16 protein-coding genes are annotated in these 19075 nt (G+C 53.8%); 7 read left to right on the plus strand and 9 right to left on the minus strand.

What is annotated here, in order from left to right; all coding sequences use genetic code 11:
* Positions 1–6 precede the first annotated feature (6 nt).
* Together ABDW36_RS21620 and ABDW36_RS21625 are read right to left on the minus strand one after the other, a co-directional pair.
* Positions 7–1563 carry a hypothetical protein gene (locus tag ABDW36_RS21620; RefSeq protein WP_343704010.1) on the minus strand — a complete coding sequence of 519 codons (1557 nt, stop codon included), beginning with the start codon at positions 1561–1563 and terminating at the stop codon, positions 7–9.
* Between the two features lie 178 nt (positions 1564–1741).
* Positions 1742–2653 carry a hypothetical protein gene (locus ABDW36_RS21625; RefSeq protein WP_343704011.1) on the minus strand — a complete coding sequence of 304 codons (912 nt, stop codon included), beginning with the start codon at positions 2651–2653 and terminating at the stop codon, positions 1742–1744.
* Between the two features lie 443 nt (positions 2654–3096).
* On the opposite strand from ABDW36_RS21625, the gene proS reads away from it, so the two are divergent.
* From proS to ABDW36_RS21640, 3 genes are read left to right on the plus strand one after another with little or no spacing between them, the layout of a single operon-like run.
* Complete coding sequence (proS, locus tag ABDW36_RS21630; protein WP_343704012.1) at positions 3097–4572, plus strand: proline--tRNA ligase; 1476 nt, start codon at positions 3097–3099, stop codon at positions 4570–4572.
* A 31-nt stretch (positions 4573–4603) separates the two neighbouring features.
* Positions 4604–7543, plus strand: coding sequence for a histidine kinase (locus ABDW36_RS21635; RefSeq protein ID WP_343704013.1), 2940 nt, complete (start codon positions 4604–4606; stop codon positions 7541–7543).
* Positions 7540–8301, plus strand: coding sequence for a LytTR family DNA-binding domain-containing protein (locus ABDW36_RS21640; RefSeq protein ID WP_074237512.1), 762 nt, complete (start codon positions 7540–7542; stop codon positions 8299–8301). The genes ABDW36_RS21635 and ABDW36_RS21640 overlap by 4 nt, the downstream gene beginning before the upstream one ends.
* A gap of 299 nt (positions 8302–8600) precedes the next feature.
* On the opposite strand, the gene ABDW36_RS21645 is transcribed toward ABDW36_RS21640, so the two are convergent.
* Together ABDW36_RS21645 and ABDW36_RS21650 are read right to left on the minus strand one after the other, a co-directional pair.
* Positions 8601–10151 (minus strand): trypsin-like peptidase domain-containing protein, encoded by a 1551-nt coding sequence (locus ABDW36_RS21645; RefSeq protein ID WP_343704014.1) that lies wholly within the window; start codon positions 10149–10151, stop codon positions 8601–8603.
* A gap of 241 nt (positions 10152–10392) precedes the next feature.
* Positions 10393–11445: an acyl-CoA reductase gene (locus ABDW36_RS21650; RefSeq protein ID WP_343704015.1), complete on the minus strand. Its 1053-nt coding sequence runs from the start codon at positions 11443–11445 to the stop codon at positions 10393–10395.
* A gap of 132 nt (positions 11446–11577) precedes the next feature.
* Here ABDW36_RS21650 and ABDW36_RS21655 point away from each other — a divergent pair, with 132 nt between their 5' ends.
* The 4 genes from ABDW36_RS21655 (at position 11578) to ABDW36_RS21670 (ending at position 14304) form a co-directional block, all read left to right on the plus strand.
* Entirely contained in the window at positions 11578–11925 is a 348-nt protein-coding gene (locus tag ABDW36_RS21655; protein WP_343704016.1) for a 4Fe-4S dicluster domain-containing protein, read from the plus strand.
* Positions 11926–12029: 104 nt separating this feature from the next.
* Positions 12030–13022 carry a D-alanine--D-alanine ligase gene (locus ABDW36_RS21660; protein WP_343704017.1) on the plus strand — a complete coding sequence of 331 codons (993 nt, stop codon included), beginning with the start codon at positions 12030–12032 and terminating at the stop codon, positions 13020–13022.
* 99 nt (positions 13023–13121) lie between these two features.
* Complete coding sequence (locus ABDW36_RS21665; protein ID WP_343704018.1) at positions 13122–13964, plus strand: PASTA domain-containing protein; 843 nt, start codon at positions 13122–13124, stop codon at positions 13962–13964.
* Positions 13965–13995: 31 nt separating this feature from the next.
* Complete coding sequence (locus ABDW36_RS21670; protein WP_343704019.1) at positions 13996–14304, plus strand: rhodanese-like domain-containing protein; 309 nt, start codon at positions 13996–13998, stop codon at positions 14302–14304.
* A 143-nt stretch (positions 14305–14447) separates the two neighbouring features.
* Here ABDW36_RS21670 and ABDW36_RS21675 read toward each other — a convergent pair whose 3' ends face one another.
* From ABDW36_RS21675 to ABDW36_RS21695, 5 genes are all read right to left on the minus strand, one after another.
* Positions 14448–14843: a RidA family protein gene (locus ABDW36_RS21675; protein WP_343704020.1), complete on the minus strand. Its 396-nt coding sequence runs from the start codon at positions 14841–14843 to the stop codon at positions 14448–14450.
* A 13-nt stretch (positions 14844–14856) separates the two neighbouring features.
* Positions 14857–16047 (minus strand): hypothetical protein, encoded by a 1191-nt coding sequence (locus ABDW36_RS21680; RefSeq protein ID WP_343704021.1) that lies wholly within the window; start codon positions 16045–16047, stop codon positions 14857–14859.
* A 9-nt stretch (positions 16048–16056) separates the two neighbouring features.
* Entirely contained in the window at positions 16057–16878 is an 822-nt protein-coding gene (locus ABDW36_RS21685) for a GMP synthase (RefSeq protein ID WP_343704022.1), read from the minus strand.
* Positions 16879–16887: 9 nt separating this feature from the next.
* The gene (locus ABDW36_RS21690) at positions 16888–17988 is read right to left on the minus strand and encodes a carboxylate-amine ligase (protein WP_343704023.1); all 1101 of its coding nucleotides are present in this window, start codon (positions 17986–17988) and stop codon (positions 16888–16890) included.
* A 93-nt stretch (positions 17989–18081) separates the two neighbouring features.
* Complete coding sequence (locus tag ABDW36_RS21695; protein WP_343704024.1) at positions 18082–19047, minus strand: hypothetical protein; 966 nt, start codon at positions 19045–19047, stop codon at positions 18082–18084.
* Positions 19048–19075: the final 28 nt, after the last annotated feature.

Below are 19075 nucleotides of genomic sequence, written 5' to 3' on the forward strand. Positions count from 1 at the left end.
ATATGATCAGAACTTGAACCCGATGGTGGCCATTACGGCGCCGCCAGACATATCTATGGTAGCGGGCGCAACCGCGGCATCACGGAGAACGTAAGGCTGGTAAGCCTCTTTGGCCAGTGTATGCACGTACGTGAGGTCTGCAAAGAAACCTTTGTTACGGTAACCCACGCCGCCGCTGATCTTTTTGATGCTGGCATCTACCGTGGAGTTCTCATAAGGGTCTCCATAGTAAGCAAAGCCGGCGCGTACAGCCAGTACGGTGAATTTCATTTCACCACCTACACGAACGTTTACCGTGCTTTTGTACATGTTCTCGATAGACTGGTTCAGGCGGTCCGCAAACTCGCGGTCTGAAGCGGTGCCTTTGTTGAACTTGTATTTGGCGGAGGCATAGTTCACGTATTCCACATCAGCGGTAAGGAAACCGTGCTGCTGGCTTACGTCTGCATTGGTGCCGAAAATATAGGATACGCTGCCCAGCGCGCGCCAGGGCGTTTTCAGGTTGTACTCGTACTCTACGGGGTAGCCGTCCAGCAGGTCTCCTGTAGACTGCCAGCGTTCGCTACGCCCGTCTGGCTGATAACCTTCGGTATCTACCTGAACGTTGGCGCTGGACTGGTCTCTCATGGAGTACCAGGTGGGCGTATGGAAAGCGGCGCCAATGCGCAGGCTGGGCATGGGCGCGTAAATGGCCCCCAGCTTGGCGTTGAAGCCTACCGCGTCTGTTTTCAGGTTCTCGGTGTATTCAAAATAGGAAAAGTCGTTGTTGGTATCGCCGGAGAGGTCGTCTTCCGCCCAGGTACGGTTGCGCTCGTAACGCAGGGTGGGGAAGTTCAGGGAAACGCCCATGTACCACTGGTCGGCGTAATTACCGCCCAGCGCCAGGGAGAATTCGTTCTGCCCGCCCTTTTCTTTCACAATGGCCTGCTGCTGAATGCCTGCCGCGCCAATCGGTACACCGGAAAAGTAGCCGGTAAGGTTGCCGTTGGGATCAAGCTCGGCGTCTATCAGGTAGGTGTTCAGCGCAAGGCTGGCGCCCAGGGGATAGTCTCCCGTGGCATTGTCGAACGGAATGGGGCTGCCGTTGTTGTTCAGGTCTTGCACCCAGCGGTCTGAATAGCTGGTGGTGGTGTTCACCCCGTTCAGCCGGAAGGTGTTGTTGAAGTCTGCCAGCCGGTTATAGTCCAGGGAAAAAGCAAGGTTGCGCCATTTGGAATTGTTCCTGCTGGCGGGTATGCCAAACACAATGCCGGCGTTGCCCAGCATGGCGCCAGATTTACTTTCATCTGCATTGGTGCCGAGGTAGCTGGCGCTGTTGCTGCGGAAATAAAAACCGGGCGTAAAAACCACTTCACTCGTTTTGAAAAAGCCGATGCCGGCCGGGTTTACGTGAGAGGCGGTAATATCACCTCCCAGAGAACCTGCCGCCCCACCAATGGCCTGCGTACGGGCTGTACCGCCTGTGGTCAGGCGGCTGTACCGCAAGGCGTCTCCCTCATCCTGCGCCCATCCGTGGGCAGATACACCAAGGGCTATCAAAAGAAATGTGATCCTTTTATTCATCTGGTAACAATTTATTTTTCAGAGGTCAGATGGAATACCGGCTGACCCGGTTTCATCTTTTCAAAAGTATGGTGAGAAATAGCGTGCTTCCGTTGCAAGGGCATAGGATATAAAAGGGAATGATCAATCACGGGAGGCATGTGGGCCTCTCCGCAATTGATCATTCAATGAATATTTATCAGCCGCCACGGGGACGGAATGTTCTTGCCGGTGCGCTGTTGCTGCCGCTGTTGTTAGACGGTGAGCTGCTCGGGTAGGAGCGGGCCGGTGCGCTGCTGCGTTCCGGAGCCCTGTAAGTAGGTTCGCTCCGTACGGGCGCGCTGCGTTGCGGTATGCTTCTGCGTTCGTTGCTGCGGTCATAGGTCGGTTGTGAAACCGGACGTTCTGAGCTGGAGCGTTGGAACACTCTTCTGGTGCTGTTGCTCGGTTGTGAAGCAGGGCGTTCTGAAGAAGACCTGTCAAACACTCTCCTGGGAGCGCTGCTGCCGTTGCCGGGCGTAGTGGTGGGCGTGCCGCTGCGGTCAAACACCCTTCTGGGCGCTGCGCCGCTGGTGTTGCGGTTGCCGGTATTTACGTTGCCGGAGCCGGTGTTGAACACCCTGGAAGAAGCAGAGCCTCTCGGGCCCCATGAGTTGGACGGGCGCGGGTTGGAATAATGGCCGCCCCAAACAGGGTAACCCCATCCGCCGCCATGCCAGCCGCTGCCGTACCATCCGCTACCATACCAGGGGCTGTACCACGGGTTATGATAACCGTACCACGGGCTGTACCAGCCACCCCAGCGGTAGGGGTTGTAACCCCAGCCAAACCCGAGGCCTATGCCGAAAGACGGGCCCCAGTAAGAACCCCAGGAACCCCAGCGGCTTCCGTAATAATTGTTGATGTAAACGTTCGGGCTGCCGTAAAAATCGTCGTAGTAATAACCGTCCCAGTAGTTGCCGCGGTAGCCCCTGCTGAAGTTATCAATACGGCGGGCATAATCGTAACGCTCCTCATCGTCCTGATAAGTTACATAAGTGTCGCCATTGTCATCATACGTCTCCTCTACTACATCACTTCGCGTATTGCTGGCAGTGTTACTGGCATACACAGTTTGTGGTCTCGCCGGAGAGTGATATACATCATCCGGCGTTTGTGCGGTTTGATATGCCGATGAACAGCTGCTTAACACAAGCACGGCAGCCACGGCACTATATATCATAGGTCTCATCTGGTGATATTTGATTAACAATGTAAATTTACTCAATTTAAACGAATTTTATCGTTGAAATGGGCCCCGCACCAAGCGTTTTATTATCTTCGCACACCCGGCTAAAATTTTCATCTGTTTTCAACGCAGGTCCGTGGCAAATTCCGTATTATTATATAAACAAATATTACGCCAATAAATTGTGTCAGAAGCGCCGGAAATACAGGGTTTCTGCTGAATGGCCACTGAAACGGATAAACGGAAAAATCACCGCATTAACCGCCTGTAAGGGAAGCAGTTGAAGACACCAAAAACCGGGTAAACGGTAAAAGAAAAAAACTTATATGAGCAAAGAGATTACAGCCCGGTCGGCAGACTATGCGCAATGGTACAACGACCTCGTTCTGAAAGGCGGACTGGCTGACTATTCCGCCGTGCGCGGCTGCATGGTGATCAAACCCTACGGTTTTGCCCTCTGGGAGAACATGAGAGACGTGCTGGACAGGATGTTTAAGGAAACCGGCCACCAGAACGCCTATTTCCCGCTTTTTATCCCTAAAAGCTTTCTCAGCAAGGAAGCCGCCCACGTGGAAGGTTTCGCCAAAGAATGCGCCGTGGTAACCCATTACCGCCTCAAAAACGATCCCAACGGCGGCGGCGTGATCGTAGACCCGGAGGCCAAGCTGGAAGAAGAGCTCATTGTCCGCCCCACTTCCGAAACAATTATCTGGAATACGTATAAAGACTGGATCCAGTCTTACCGGGATCTGCCCCTGCTCGTGAACCAGTGGGCCAACGTGGTACGCTGGGAAATGCGCACCCGCCTCTTTCTCCGCACCGCGGAGTTCCTCTGGCAGGAAGGCCACACCGCCCACGCCACTCCGGAAGAGGCGGTGGAGGAAACCCGCCGCATGCTGGACGTGTATGCGGACTTTGTGGAGAACTATATGGCCGTGCCCGTAGTGAAAGGTGTAAAATCTGCTTCCGAACGTTTCGCAGGCGCGGTAGATACTTATTGCATTGAAGCGCTCATGCAGGATGGCAAGGCCCTGCAGGCCGGTACGTCCCACTTCCTGGGGCAGAACTTCGCCAAAGCCTTTGACGTTCAGTTCTCTAACAAAGACAATAAACTGGAATATGTATGGGCCACCTCCTGGGGCGTATCTACCCGCCTGGTGGGCGCATTGGTAATGGCGCACAGTGATGATGACGGTTTGATACTACCGCCCCGCATTGCACCGTTACAGGTGGTAATTGTACCCATTTACAAGGGAGCAGACCAGAAAGGCCCCATAGATGAGAAAGTGGGCGCTATTGTGAAAGAGCTGAAAGCGGCCGGCGTAAGGGTGAAATACGATGATTCCGATAACTCCCGCCCCGGCTGGAAGTTTGCCGAATATGAGATGAAAGGCGTGCCCGTGCGCATTGCCATCGGCTCCCGTGACCTGGAGAACAATGTGGCGGAGGTAGCCCGCAGGGATACCCGCACCAAGGAAAGTGTTTCGCTGGACGGCCTGGCTGCCAATGTGGCAGCGCTGCTGGAAGAGATCCAGCAAAACCTGTATAACAAAGCCCTGGCTTACAGGAACGAGCATATTACCACAGCAGATACCTGGGAGGATTTTGAGCGGCTGCTGGATGAAAAAGGCGGGTTTATTTCGGCCCACTGGGACGGTACCCCGGAAACGGAGGCTGCCATCAAGGAAAAAACAAAGGCCACCATCCGCTGCATTCCTTTGAACAATCCGCAGGAGGCAGGCGTTTGCATACTGACCGGCAAGCCCTCCAAAGAAAGAGTACTGTTTGCAAGGGCTTATTGATTCAAAGCATAACTACAGACATCCACCGTTGATGCAAGCCATCCGTTACATAATATTCCTGCTCCTGGGCCTTGGAGCGTACGCCACCGTGCGCGCGCAAGGCCTGGTGATCCGCAATTACAATGTAAAGGATGGGCTTGCCAACGCTACCGTATACGGGGCCGTGCAAGACCCGGAAGGCTTCATCTGGTTTGCCACCCCCACCGGTGTGAGCAAGTTTGACGGCAGGCGTTTCCGCAACTACACCAAAAAAGACGGCCTTACAGACAACGACGTCATCAAGCTGGCCGCAGACTCACGCGGCAGGGTATGGTTTTTTACCAACAACGGCAAACCTTCCTATTACTACCGGCATACGCTCCATAACGAAGAAAATGACACCAGCCTGCGGTTCAACAGCCGCAGCCACTACATGCAATATGCCTTTGAAGACAGGGCGCGCGCCGTATGGTTCCTCAACACCGCCGGCCGCATTGTGCAGTACAACGGCCGCCAGCTCATTTATGACAAGCTGGGCGCCAAACAGACGGACGTGCTATGGCTGCTCAGCAAAGACAGCATTTTCAGGCCCCTGCAGCGGTATTTTAACCTGCAGGCCGTAAAAGACAGCAACAACGTTAGCCAGAAGATCTTCCTCACGCCTCCTTACCCGGTTACAGACCCTGAATTTGCCGACCGCATCCGCAAATTCCCCATTTTGCTAAGCGGCAACGTGGCCTATTCCTACACCTCCGGGGAGCTGATCCCTTTCCTGAAAGGCGCAGAATGGGGTATACAGGAGGAAATGAGCAGCATCTGCACAGACCGGAATAATCTCTGGATAGGCACGCAGCGCGCGCTTTATTACATCCGTGACTTTTTCAAGGGGGAGAAAAAGGTCAGCAAATTACTTGATAACCACTACGTTACCGGCATTCTGAACGACCGTGACGGCAATATCTGGATCACCACCTATGGTGACGGGGTGTATCACATCCCCTTCAAACATTTTTATTTCGGTTACCTGGACAATACCAACGGCCTCTATTCCCATTCCGTATACAGTGTGTTCAAAGACCGGCGCAACGGCCTGCTTTACATCGGGGAAAATGCCGGTATGCTCAATACCATGGACCGTAACGGCACTATTTCCCGCCTTTCGCTGGATTCTACCATTGGCCGCAACAGCGTATTCGGCATTTTGCCGCTGCCCAAAGGGGAGGAGGTGGTTATTGGTACAGACAACGGCATTTACGAGTATTCTCCCGGCACCCGCAGGCTGCGCCTGCTCTACACCATGCGTACCATTAAAGACATGGACATTACGCCTTCCGGCAGGGTGCTGGTGGTAAGCCGTAACCGGCTGCTCAACGGGCTGGAAGGGAAAAACGTAACAGACCTCAGCGGACTGGAAACCCTGGTATCGTCTATCTCCTGCATCGGGGATTCTGCCTATTACCTGGGTACCGGCGCCGGGCTGTACTACAGCAGCGGCGGGCGGCCGCCAGAGCCGGTGCGCGGAGACCCGCGGCTGGGCCTGAGCATCAAGGACATGCAGTGGATCAATGGCTACCTTTGGGTGGGCACCAGTGATGAGGGCATTTTTGTGCTGAAAGACAATGAAGTGGTGCGGCATTTCCGCACCAGTGACAACCTGGTGAGCGATATCTGCCAGCAATTGTATTACGACGGGAAAGACCGGCTCTATGTAGCCACCAACCGGGGCCTGTCTGTCATAGACGCCAGGGAAAGGGTGCTGGTGCGCAACATCACCTCTAATGACGGGTTGATGAGTGACGACATCAGGGGGCTCTGCCACTATGGAGATACGCTCTACGTAGCCACCTCCAACGGCCTGTGCTACTTTTCGGGAGATCACATCCCCGTAGATACCATACCGCCTACGGTGTACCTCAACGCCATCCGGTACGCAGACAGCACATTTCCGCCCAAACCGCATTTTTCCCACCTCTATCAGCGCCGGGGCGCGCTGGAAGTGGAGTTTGGCGCCATTGCCTTTGACCTGCCGGAGCTGGTGGAGTACCAGTACAACTTTTCGGGAGATACCCTTTCCGGCTGGGTGACCACCATGAGCAACATTGTACCGTACCCCCGCCTGCTGCCCGGAGATTATACCCTGCTGTTCAGGGCGCGCAAGTATAAAAGTGACTGGAGCCCTCCCGTATCCCTGCGTATTTCCATATTGCCCCAGTGGTACCAGGAGTGGTGGGCCAGGGGCATACTGGTGATATTGGGCCTGTTGGCCATATTATTGATACTTAGGTACATAGTGGGTCGTATCAAGGGCGGGGAAAAACGTAAAACCGAGTACAACCGCCGTATTGCGGAGCTGGAGGCCAAGGCCCTCACCAACCAGATGAACCCGCATTTCATTTTCAACTCCCTCAACTCCGTACAGCACCTGATACTGGAGAAGGAGGAAAAGCAGGCCCTGAACTTCCTGGCAGACTTTGCCACCCTCATGCGGCAGATGCTGAACAACTCCCGGAAGTCATACATCTCGCTGGAAGAGGAGATCGCCTTCCTGGCGCGGTACCTGGAGCTGGAGAAGATCCGTTTTGCCAATTCTTTCGTCTATAAGTTTGATCTGAGCACGGAGCTGAAGGAATACACCGTTTATATTCCCCCCATGCTCATACAGCCCATTCTTGAAAATGCGGTGAAGCACGGCCTGGCGCCCAAAAACGGCAGCGGCCACCTGCTGGTGCGGCTGGAAATGCATGGGGACCTGCTGTACTGCGCCGTGGATGATGACGGTATAGGCTGGGAGCACGCCAACAACATCAAGAGCGGGAAGCTGGCCAAGCATGAATCAACGGCTTTGAGTGTTATTAAAGAAAGGCTCCAGATTATTAAATCTTTTAATGGAAGCGTTGGAAAGTTAGAAATTATTGATAAATTTAAGTCTGGATTCGGCAACAAGGAAGGTACCTTGGTTGAAATCCTGATTCCCATTGTAAAGATGTTATGAGTATTATAAAAGCTGCCATTGTAGACGACGAGGTCCGCAACATTCATATCCTGCGAAACATACTGGAGAATTACTGCAAGGATGTAAAAGTGATAGGAGAAGCGCAAAATATCCATGAGGCCGCTGAAATGATCAAGAATAACCCTATTGATGTATTGTTTCTGGATATTGAGATGCCCCCACATAACGGTTTTCAGTTACTGGAAATGTTCCCTGTCCTTAACTTTGAAGTGATTTTCATTACAGCGTTCCAGGAATATGCGCTCCAGGCCATAAAATTTGCGGCGTTAGACTACCTGCTCAAACCTATCAAGGTGAGCGAGGTGGAAGATGCATTGGAGAAAGTGAAGCGCAGCAAAAAAGGCCGCCTCAACGAGCTGGCCTCCATCCTGAAAGATTATGTAAAGAATAATGATAATGCGTTCTCCAAGATCGTGATACCGGTGAACGACGGGTATAATGTAATTGATCTGAAAGACATCATCTACTGCGAAGCGTTTGACAGCTACACCAAAATACAATTGATCAACAATGTGTCTCACCTCATCTCCAAATCCCTGAAAGAGTATGAGGAAATGCTGTCTGACAAGGGTTTTTACCGCGTGCACAAATCCTTCCTGATCAACATCCACCATATTGTCAAGATCATCAAGGGCTTAGGTACCGCGGTGATCATGAGTGACCAGAAGAACATTCCTATTTCGTCCCGCAAAAAAGACGAGTTTTTCACCCAGCTCAAGGGCGTGATCAACCTTTAACCCCTGCCTCCCGTTCTTTCCGGGCAGCCTTTTTATTTTCACCTTTCGTTTATTACCGTTAACGGACAATTTCCCTGCGTTCACCAAATGGCAAATTAGGGATACAGGTTATAGTCCTACATTAGAGTAGGGTTTTCATAGGATATATGGTCATTCCTGTAAGCCTTTACCGTAATGGCCATAATAAAAGCCCTCCGCCAGGAGGGCTTTTTCAATTCATTCTGATCAAAAACAAGAAGGCCACCCGAGAAGCGGGCGGCCTTCAATCCTAACCTATAAAACCTATATGAAAACACTTGTTAAAAATCAACGGTGGTGGCTGCGCCGCTGAGGTCAAGGTCGTAATACACAATATTACCGTACTGGTCATTGGCGTTGAAGCCTTCTAGCCTTACCTTGCTTTTCCCTTCCAGCGCTTTTTTCAGCACATCTACGTTGGTCACTTTTGTACCGCCGGCTTTCAGTATCACGAAGTACGGCCGCATGCTGGTCTGTTTCTTGATCAGGCCGCTGTTGATATTGGTGACCAATACGCCGCCTTCTATCCCCATTTCTTTGGCATACCTCGTGTTCAGTGTTGAAAACTCGGCCCCCAGGTAGTCGAGTACACTTGGCTTCACAATGTCCGTATTCCCGTCGAGGTTCTTCAGAATTGTATTGGCCGTGTACTCTTTGTTGTTGCGCAAATAGTTCACGCTCACTTTGTCACCTGGTTTGTACCGGCTGATCTGCTCCATCAACTCCGGAATTGAGGAGGTTTTCACGCCGTTTATCTTTGTAATAATATCTCCTTCCTTGATGCCTGCCGCGGCGGCTGCGCCGGTGGCAGGCACGTTCATTACCTTGATGCCTGCCATGTCTCTCGTCATGCCGGCCTCTTTCAGTTCCTGGTCAGACATTACGTTCGGGTTCATGTACTCAATGCCCAGGTAGGCGCGTTGTACGTTGCCGAACTTCATGAGGTCGTTCACGATCTTTTTCACCAGGTTCACGGGTATGGCGTAGGAATAACCTGCGTATGCGCCCGTGGGGGAAGCAATGGCGGAGTTGATGCCTATCAGCTCGCCCGCTGTGTTGATCAGCGCGCCCCCGCTGTTACCCTGGTTCACCGCCGCGTCTGTCTGTATGAAAGACTCAATGGCGGAGCGGCGGTTGCGGGTGTTGATGCCGATGGCGCGGCTCTTGGCGCTCACTATACCGGCAGTTACCGTGGTTTCCAGGTTCAGCGGATAACCTACGGCCAGCACCCATTGGCCAACCTGCACATCGTCAGAGTTCCCGTACAGCAGGTACGGCAGGCCCTTGGCGTCTATCTTGATAACGGCCAGGTCTGTGTTAGGGTCTGTCCCAATCACTTTGGCCGTGTAAGTTCTGTTGCTGCTGAGGGTAACGGAAATTTCGTCCGCATCGTCTACCACGTGGTTATTGGTTACAATAAACCCGTCGTCAGAGATGAGTACGCCCGAACCGGAGGCCATCTGGCCGGGAGAATAATACCGGCGGCGGCTTCCTTCGTCCTCAAACTGCTCCCCGAAAAACTCCTCCAGCAGGCTCCTTCTTTTCTGGATGTTGCTGGGCAGCTGCTTCGGGTTGATCTTCGTTTTTATATGCACCACCCCCGGCGTGCCAATTCTGGCAGCTTCTGTAAAGTCCGTGGGCGGGGTCAGATTATTGTTGGCTGCAGTACCCGGCATGTAACTGGCGTAGTTTACCGGTACCGCCATGGAGCCGTTCTGAAACATGCCTTCCTGCCTGTGTTTGGGCTGAAAATATTTGCTGTAGACAAATATGCTCCCGAAGGCGGTGGCAGCGCTGATCAGAACGGTTGTCGCAACTTGCCTGAATTTCATATTTGTATTGGTTTTAGAAGGTTATCGGGTAAAAATTTATTCAGGTACTTCAGATCAATTTGCATGCCTGTTACTTACAAATTTAACCGTGAAACGGGATTAGAAGTTATAACACCAAAGTATTTAACAGATTTTTATACCAATCGTTAAAGCCACCTTAATGGTCCTTATATAAACGGCACAGGCACTGCCAAAAGTATTGGCGGTGCCTGTCAAGATAACAAAGAGAAATGACATTTTGTTAAAGCGAGGCGAAGAACGCCGCGGTATCCACCCCGTCCGCATAATCTGTCAGCGAAGGGCGCTGGGCCTGCCCGAAGGGGATGGCGTCTGCCGCTACAAGGCACTGCAGGTCAGGGTTGGCCTTCAGTTGCTCCTCCAGCTCCCCGCGGTGGCGGTAGAAGCCGTAATGCAGCACGCTGAGCGGGGAGAACAGTGATTCGTTCTCGTGCAGCAGCAGGCTGTTATTGGTAAGGTAAGGGGAGGAGTTGAGCAGGTAAAGCGCAAGGTTGTAATCGTAATTGTTCTTGTACTTGTGGTGCTCCGCCAGGTAGTCATATTTTTCCAGCGCTTTCAGCAGCGGGGCAAAATCATAGCCTTCCGGCACGTATACCTTGGTAACGTTGCGGCAGCCCAGCCCGAAGTAGAGCATCACATCGTCTGCCAGCGCTTCCAGCTCCTGCGGCGTTTCACTGCCGGTGAGCACGGCGGCCGAGGTACGGTTGCGGCGGATGATATGGGGGTATTTGGCGAAATAATAATTGAAATACCGGGCGGAATTGTTGCTGCCCGTGGCAATATAGGCGTCACAGTCTTTCAGCACTTCCTGCACGCTGGTAGCTGCGGCGGCCTCCGGGGCCCATTCAGCCACCTTCTGCAGCAGGTGAGGCAGCAGTATATTGTCTTTGGACGAGAGTTTGAGGCGGATGGCATGGCCGCTGAGAAAACCCGTCAGCCAGTCATGAAAGCCCACCAGCGGAATGTTGCCAGCGGCCACGATGCCCACTTTTTTGGGAGCGGCCGGTTGGCCGAAACCGGGGTATTGCGCCAGCCACTGTTCCAGCGCCGGGCGGTTGAGAAAATAGGTACGGATGTTACTGATGGCCAGGTTGATGAACTCGGGGGTGAACCAGCCGTTATGCTGGTACGCCAGTTGTTTGGCCCGTTCCAGGCTTTCCTGTTCTTCTTCCGTGCCCCCGCCGCCCAGGTAAGCGCCCAGGCGCTCCAGAACAGCTATTTTCTGTGATGTTTCTGTCTGCATGATGTCTGTCTTTTCACGGCCCGGTTTCCACATTCGGCACATTTTTATATTTTAGCCGTTGAATGTTCCCGAAAGGTCATGAAAATTATTTGAGTATTTAAATTGAAGATATTCTATTTTTGAAGCAAAATTAATGGCTTACATCCTAAACAAAAAGTTTACAACATGGCAATTAAGATAACAGACGAATGTATTAACTGCGGCGCGTGTGAACCGGAATGCCCGAACAATGCCATTTATGAAGGCGGTGTAGAGTGGGCGATGGCTGACGGCACTACCGTAAAAGGCTCCTATACCCTCATGGACGGCACTGAGCTGGACGCAGACCAGCGCAACGCCCCAATAGCTGTGGATACTTATTATATTGTACCGAATAAATGCACAGAATGCCAGGGTTTCCATGAAGAACCCCAATGTGCGGCCGTATGCCCGGTAGATTGCTGCGTGCCTGACGAAATGTACCAGGAAACGGTAGACGAGCTGATGGCGAAGAAAGCCAAGCTGCACCTGTAATCCTCATAAAAAGTTAAAAATTGCTATAAGTGAAAAGGAAGGGCCGGCAATTGTTGGCTCTTCCTTTTTAATTTTTTACTTTTCCGGTCATTTTATAAACCCTTATGAAGAAAAACATAGCCCTCGTAGCCGGTGGTTATTCCGGCGAGTACGTGATCTCGGTGCAAAGCGCCGCTGTGATCGAAAAAAACATCAACGCGGCCCTGTACAACGTGTACAAGATCATCATTACCAGGGAAAGCTGGCAGTATACCGCGCCTGACGGCGGGGTTCACCAGGTAGACAAAAATGACTTCAGCCTGCTCCTGGACGGTAATAAAGTAACGTTCGACGCCGTTTTTATTGGTATTCACGGCACGCCGGGAGAAGACGGGCGCCTGCAGGGCTACTTTGAAATGCTGGGCATTCCCTATACCAGCTGTGGCATGGTCACCTCCGCGCTCACCTTCAACAAAAGCTATTGCAACAAGGTGGTGGCCGCTCTTAACGTGGTGAACGTGAGCCGTTCCGCGCATATTTTCCGTGAGAAGCCGTACGATGTCAAAGACATCTTGCAGCAGCTGCGCCTGCCGGTGTTCGTAAAACCGGCGGAAGGGGGCAGCAGCATCGGCATGAGCAAGGTGAACAAGCCGGAAGAGCTGGAGCCGGCCATTGAGAAGGCGTTTAAGGAAGATAGCCAGATATTGATAGAAGAGTTCATCAAAGGCACGGAAGTGACCTGCGGGATGTTCTTCGCGGGAGGCAAGCTGAACGTGCTGCCGCTGACGGAGATCCGCAGCACCAAAGAGTTTTTTGACTATGAGGCCAAATATACCCCCGGCATCACCAATGAGGTGACGCCTGCTGAAATACCCGAAGCCGCCGCGGCACAGATACGCGCCGCCGGGCAGGAGCTGTACGTGCGGCTGAACTGCAGGGGCATTGTGCGGGCAGACTTCATTCTGGAAGAAGGCACGGGCCAGGTGTACTTCCTGGAAGTGAACACCATGCCGGGCCAGAGCGAGAACAGCCTGGTGCCCCAGCAGGTGCGCGCGGCCGGTTTAACCCTGGAGGCGTTTTACGGCATGCTTCTTGAAGAATGCCTCAGCAAAAATTAAAAGGAATTACCATACATGAGACCGGGCATGATCTATACTGCCCAGGGCGATGTAAATGCGATGCCCCATCTGGCCCGCAAGAAAGTCAAATATTAACAGATGAAATTATTTCAGAACATCACAAAACGCTCCTTCGGGTTTAACATACTGGTGATCCTTGGGGCGGTTGTGCTCGTATTTATCATCTTTTTCAGCTCGTTAGGGTTCCTCACCCGCCACGGAGAAGAGGTAACCGTGCCCGACGTAAGGGGCAAAACCATCAAGGAAGCCACCACGGCGCTGGAAAAACTGGGTTTTGAAGTGGAGGTGCGAGACTCTATCTATATAGATACCATGCCCGCCCTGCTGGTATATGAACAAACCCCGGAGCGCGGTGATGTGGTGAAAGTGAACCGTACTATCTACCTCACAGTGAACAAGGTGGTGCCGCCCATGGTGCCCATGCCTGACCTGGAGGGGCTGACCTACCGCTCCGCGGAAATGACCCTGCGGGCGCGCCGGCTGAATATAGGGGATACCATCTACAAACCAGACTTTGCCACCAATACCGTACTGGAGCAATTGCTGAACGGCAAGCCCATCAAACCCGGTAAGGAAATACCGGAGGGCAGCAACATCACGCTGGTATTGAGCAGCGGAACGGGCAGCATGGAAAACCCGGTGCCAGACCTTATTGGCGCTACCTATTTTGAAGCGCGTGAGATACTGGCGGCCAGCAACCTGAACGTGGGCACGGTGTTGATAGACGGGGGAGTAACAGACACCCTGGGCGCCTTTATTTTCAAACAGACGCCGGCCCGCCGCAACGAGCTGGGAGAGCTGAACCTGATACGTGCGGGGGAAAGCGTAGACCTCTGGCTGACGGCCACCAAACCAGTTAAAGACAGCACGGCCGTGCTGCCGCCGGCGGCGCCTAATGTGCAGCCTGCGCCGGCAGAATAATTAATACTAACTTTGTAAAAATATTCGCAACATGGAAAATATCACTGCGGAAGAAGTTAAGCAACGCCTGGACAAGGGCGAAACCCTCCACCTGGTAGATGTGCGGGAGCCGCACGAAAACGCCGAATTCAACATTGGCGGCACCTTGCTGCCGCTGGGAGACATCCGCGCCATGCAGACGGACGTCATTGAGCACCTGAAAGATGAAGAGGTGATCGTGTATTGCAAGAGCGGTAACCGCAGCGGCCAGGCCGCCATGCTGCTGGAAACTTACGGTTTTCAGAACGTGAAGAACCTTACCGGCGGTATGATGGGCTGGCAGCAGCAATTCGGCCAGTAAACCGTGGCGTATAAAAGACTGACAGGCCGCTCCGCTTGGGGCGGCTTTTTTATGCGCGGACGGCATCCGGCGCCTTTTGCAGGAATCCCTGCGCCGCCAGGCGGCGGAGCCGTGGCCCTGCATTCTATTTTTTATACCTGTCATCAACCTTTGAGCGCCGGCACCACGGCGGTAGCCTCAATTTCCACGAGCAGCCTGGGGTCAATGAGGCGGCTCACTTCCACCATGGTGGTGGCGGGGCGGATGGCCTGGAAGAACTCGCCGTGGGCGCGGCCTATTTCTTCCCATTGGGAAATATCGGTCACGTACATACGGGTGCGCACCACATCATGCAGGGAGGCGCCGGCCTTCACCAGTACGGCCTCAATTTTGGCCAGGATATGTTTCGTTTGTTCATAGGCGTTACCCTGGCCTATCACTTTCTCCCCGTCTACCGAAACGGTGCCGGAAACCTCTACCACATTGCCGGTGCGCACGGCCCTGGAATAGCCCACTTTGGATTCCCAGGGGGCGCCGGAACTGATGTTTAAGCGTTGCATATATTTCGGTTGTTTATTCAAAAAAGCAACTGCTGCCGCCTACCCAGTCCATATCACGGTTGAAGTTCACGCCAATCATCTTTCCTTTGCTCAGCCGGGCCAGGTTATGCGCCAGTATGGGCGCGGGCGCGTTGTCCGGCCAGCAGTACATCAGCCTTATTTCACATTTGGCCAGGCCGGTAGGGGTTTCTATCACGGGGGCGTATTCCACTTTCTGCTGCAGTATCCAGTTTTCAGGGTCGGTAATACGGTCGGCATCTTCCGGCGTGGGGTCTATGATCACGCCCTGGCCCGCAAAGGAGAACAGGGGTTTCAGCACATAGTTGTGCAGGTCTTGCGGCAGCACGGGAATTTCATGCAGGAACCAGGCTTTGGGGGCAAAGGGCCCCTGAATGTGCGGCAGCAGGAACTTGCTGACGCGGTAGTACCAGTTGGGATGTGTGGCCCATTCCACGTCCAGCTCATGCTGAAAGTTAACGGTATCTCCCAGCAGGGCGCGGTGCTGCTCTATCTCTTCCGCAATTACGCGGTTGTAGATGCGGTGTACGGGCAGCAGCTTGCCATTGCGGCGGTAGAAGAGCTTTTTGCCTTCCTGCACCAGCTCAGACACGCAAACGGTGGGAATGCCCAGCATTTTTTCCGTGCATACAAAGTCTATGAGGGTTTTCTGCTGCTCCGGCAGCACTTCCAGCAGTATCACAGACGCGGGGTCGTGGCCGGCCAGGATGGTGCGTTGCAGCAGCGCCGTGTAGCTGTGCGTGTCCAGGCCGCTGCCGAAGTTGTTCATGCCCGGCGGCACTTCCATATACCGGCGGTAGTGGCGGGCCAGCAGCTCCTGGAAGCCGAAGAGGCTGGGAAAGCCCTGCAGCTCAATGAGCCGGGGCGCCAGCTCGCCGTTTTCGTTGCGGGTAACGGCAAAGTCTATGATGATGAAGCCGGGATGCGCATCTTCGCGCGGTACCAGCTGATGTTTAGGGATAGCCGCTTCCGTTAGTTCCTTGAAATCAGGCCGGGCAATAATGGCGTTGATGGCGTTGCCGGCGTCCAGCAGCTGCTGGTGCAGGGCCGCGGGCACAAATACGGGCGTTTCCGCCACCCTGAAGTCAGGCGTAATACCGGTTTCACCGGCAAGGCCCTGCAGCAGGGCTTTATACCGTGCGGTGGAAAACTGTTTGTTATATGCCTGGCGTATGGAGGGGATCATAGATCAAAGTTAGGTGTACTGATATTCCCGCTGGTGCTGCAACGCATCTTGCAGGAAGTTGGGCAGCAGCGTGTTGTGGGTCAGCGGTATCTTGTCTGCTTCCATCAGCAGCTCCAGCATGCTGTTGTATTTTTCAGCGCCATGGTCTGCAATAACCCGTTGTTTCCTGGCGGGCAGCAGCAGGTGTTTGCGCATGCCGGCCGGGTCTGCTTCCGGGTGAAACTGGGTGCCTATCATATACTCATTGAAGCGGATGGCCATGGTGGCGCGCTCCAGCGGTACATGCGGCCGTTCCTTTTCTATGGCCAGTATGCTGGCGCCCATAGCGGCCAGCTTGGCCTCATCGGGCTGGACCACCTGCCAGTTACGGCTGTCTACAATATAGAACGGGTCAGGCAGGCCATTGAAGAGCGGCTCTTCCATGCCGGCGGTTGTTTTATGTACGGGAAACACGCCAAAGGCGGCGGATTTGCGGCGGCATACCTGCGCCAGCTCAAAGTAGCGGCATACTACCTGGAAAGAGTGGCAGATGAGGAACACATATTTCTTGCGTTTGCCGGGCGCTTCGTTCCAGGCCAGCACGCTGTTCAGCCATTGGAAATAAGCCGCTTCCCAGGCGCTGCCCGCACTGTCTACCGGGCTGCCGGGGCCGCCGGAGGAGATGTATACGTCGTAAGACAGGTCTGGCACCTTCTGCAGCCGGCGTACGTCAAATTCATTCAGCTGCAGGGGTATCTGCTCCGCTTCGGCAAATTGTATCAGCAATTCGCGGATACAGCGCATCCCTTCATTCTGCACGCCTTCGTAGAGGTCTAATACGGCTACCTTCATACTGCAAAATTACGCCAGAAACCGGGATTGTATGAAATCAGTTACGGAAACGAGGTCTGCCGTGTCTTCAAACACCTTCAGCTGCTTGTCTGCACCGGTGCCTTCGGCCAGTATGCGCTGGGTGCCGTCTACCGCTGCGGAACGGGAGCCCAGGTCGTCCAGCACATCGTCTACAAAGTCCAGCAGCTCGTAAACAAGGGCGCGGGTATTCACTTCCATTTCTTTCCCGAAATCTATCAGGTTGCCGTCTATGCCGTAGCGGGAGGCGCGCCATTTGTTTTCGTTCACCAGCGCGCGGTTATAGATAATGAAGTTGAGGTTCTGCATGCGCAGCTTGTATATTTTAGCGCATACGGCCTGGAACAGGGCGGCCAGGGTGATGGTTTCCTGCACGGTGAGAGGCACGTCGCAAATACGGAACTCTACGGTGTCAAAGAAGGGATGCACCCGGAGGTCCCACCACACTTTTTTGGCATTGTCTATACAATTGGTTTTGACCAGCAGCTTGATGTAGTTGTCATATTCCTCTATGCTGGCAAAATAATCCGGTATGCCGGTACGGGGAAATTTGTCGAACACCTTGGTGCGGAAAGATTTGAAGCCCGTATTGCGGCCTTCCCAGAAGGGGGAATTGGTGCTGAGGGCAAAGATGTGGGGGAGGAAGTACCGCACGCTGTTGGCAATGTGGAGGGCCATTTCGCGGTTTTCCATGCCTACATGCACATGCAGCCCGAAGATGAGGTTGGAGCGGGCGGCGTCCTGCATTTCGTTGACCAGCTCAAAGTAGCGCGGGTGGTCTGTGATCAGTTGCTTCTCCCATTTGGAGAAGGGGTGGGTGCCGGCGGCGCCTATACTGAAACCCAGGTCCCCGGCTATCTGGGTGATGGTTTTGCGCAGCAGCAGCACGTCTGCCTGCGCTTCTTCTATGTTGGCGCAGATCTGGGTGCCTACTTCCACTACGGCCTGGTGCATTTCGGCCTTTACTTTGTCTTTGATCACCTTCTGCGCCTGCTCTACAATTTTCTGCTCATGGGAGCGCAGCTCGCGGGTCTGGGGGTCCAGCACCATATATTCTTCTTCAATTCCAAGGGTAAACGCTGAAAAATTCATGCAAGATCGTTTATGAAGGGCCTGTGTTTTTCCTGTTTTGAACTGTGAAGTTCGCATTTATTTTGATCTGAAGGTAGGGTATGCTTGCGCTGCCTATTTGCGTGGCGAGGAAGCGCGCCGCCGCTTTGCGCCTTTGCTGACAAAGGCGCCCCAGGTAAGGTTATCCCGGCCAAAACGCTGCGCCTGCGCGCGTTCTATGGCGTAGCGGGCCAGGGTATCTACCACCCACTCAAAATTTTCTTCGCCCACGGAGGCGGCGTCTGCATCCGGCGCGGGGTTGCAGAAGTCTATGGCATAGGGGATGCCGTTGCGCACGGCCAGCTCTACGGTATTAAAATCATACCCCAGCGCGCGGTTGAGGGTAAGGATGGAATGTTCCATGGCCGCCTGCAGCGCCGGGCCGGGGCGGAAGTCTGCCTTGTACCGCTCGGCCGGCGGGTTGCGCGGCTCGTAGGGCATGATGTGCAGGTGTTGCCCGCCAATGCAGTAGCAGCGGTAATACTCTTCAAACAATATCTCTTCCTGCAGCATCATGGTTTCCTGGCCGGTTTGGGCGTGTTTGGCAAAAAAGTCTTCTTTGTCCGTTACGCGGTACACGTCTTTCCAGCCGCCGCCGGCGTAAGGTTTCATATAGGCGGGGAAGCCGGTGAAGGCAAAAATGGCATCCCAGTTCATGGGGTAGCGCAGGTTGCGGAAGGAGCGGCCGCTGGTATCCGGCGGCAGCTCAAAGCTGGGCAGCAATGCGGTTTTAGGTACCGGTATATCAAGGCTGAGGGCCAGGGCGTTGTTGAAGAATTTTTCATCAGCGCTCCACCAGAAGGGGTTGTTGATCACGGCGGTGCCCGTGAGGGCGGCGTTTTTGAGCCAGGCGCGGTAGAAAGGCACATCGTGCGAGATGCGGTCTACGATCACGGCGTATTCTCCCGGCTGGCCTTGCAGGGCCTGGTCTATCATCACAAACTCCGCGCAGAGGCCGGGGCCGCAAAGGCGGTTCACGCGGTCTGTAAAGGCCTGTGGGAAGGTGTTTTCCTGTCCGAACAAAATTCCGATCTTTTTCATCCGCCTGAATGGTTGAAGGTGAAAAGGA

It is taken from the genome of Chitinophaga sp. (assembly GCF_039596455.1).
GTDB lineage: Bacteria > Bacteroidota > Bacteroidia > Chitinophagales > Chitinophagaceae > Chitinophaga.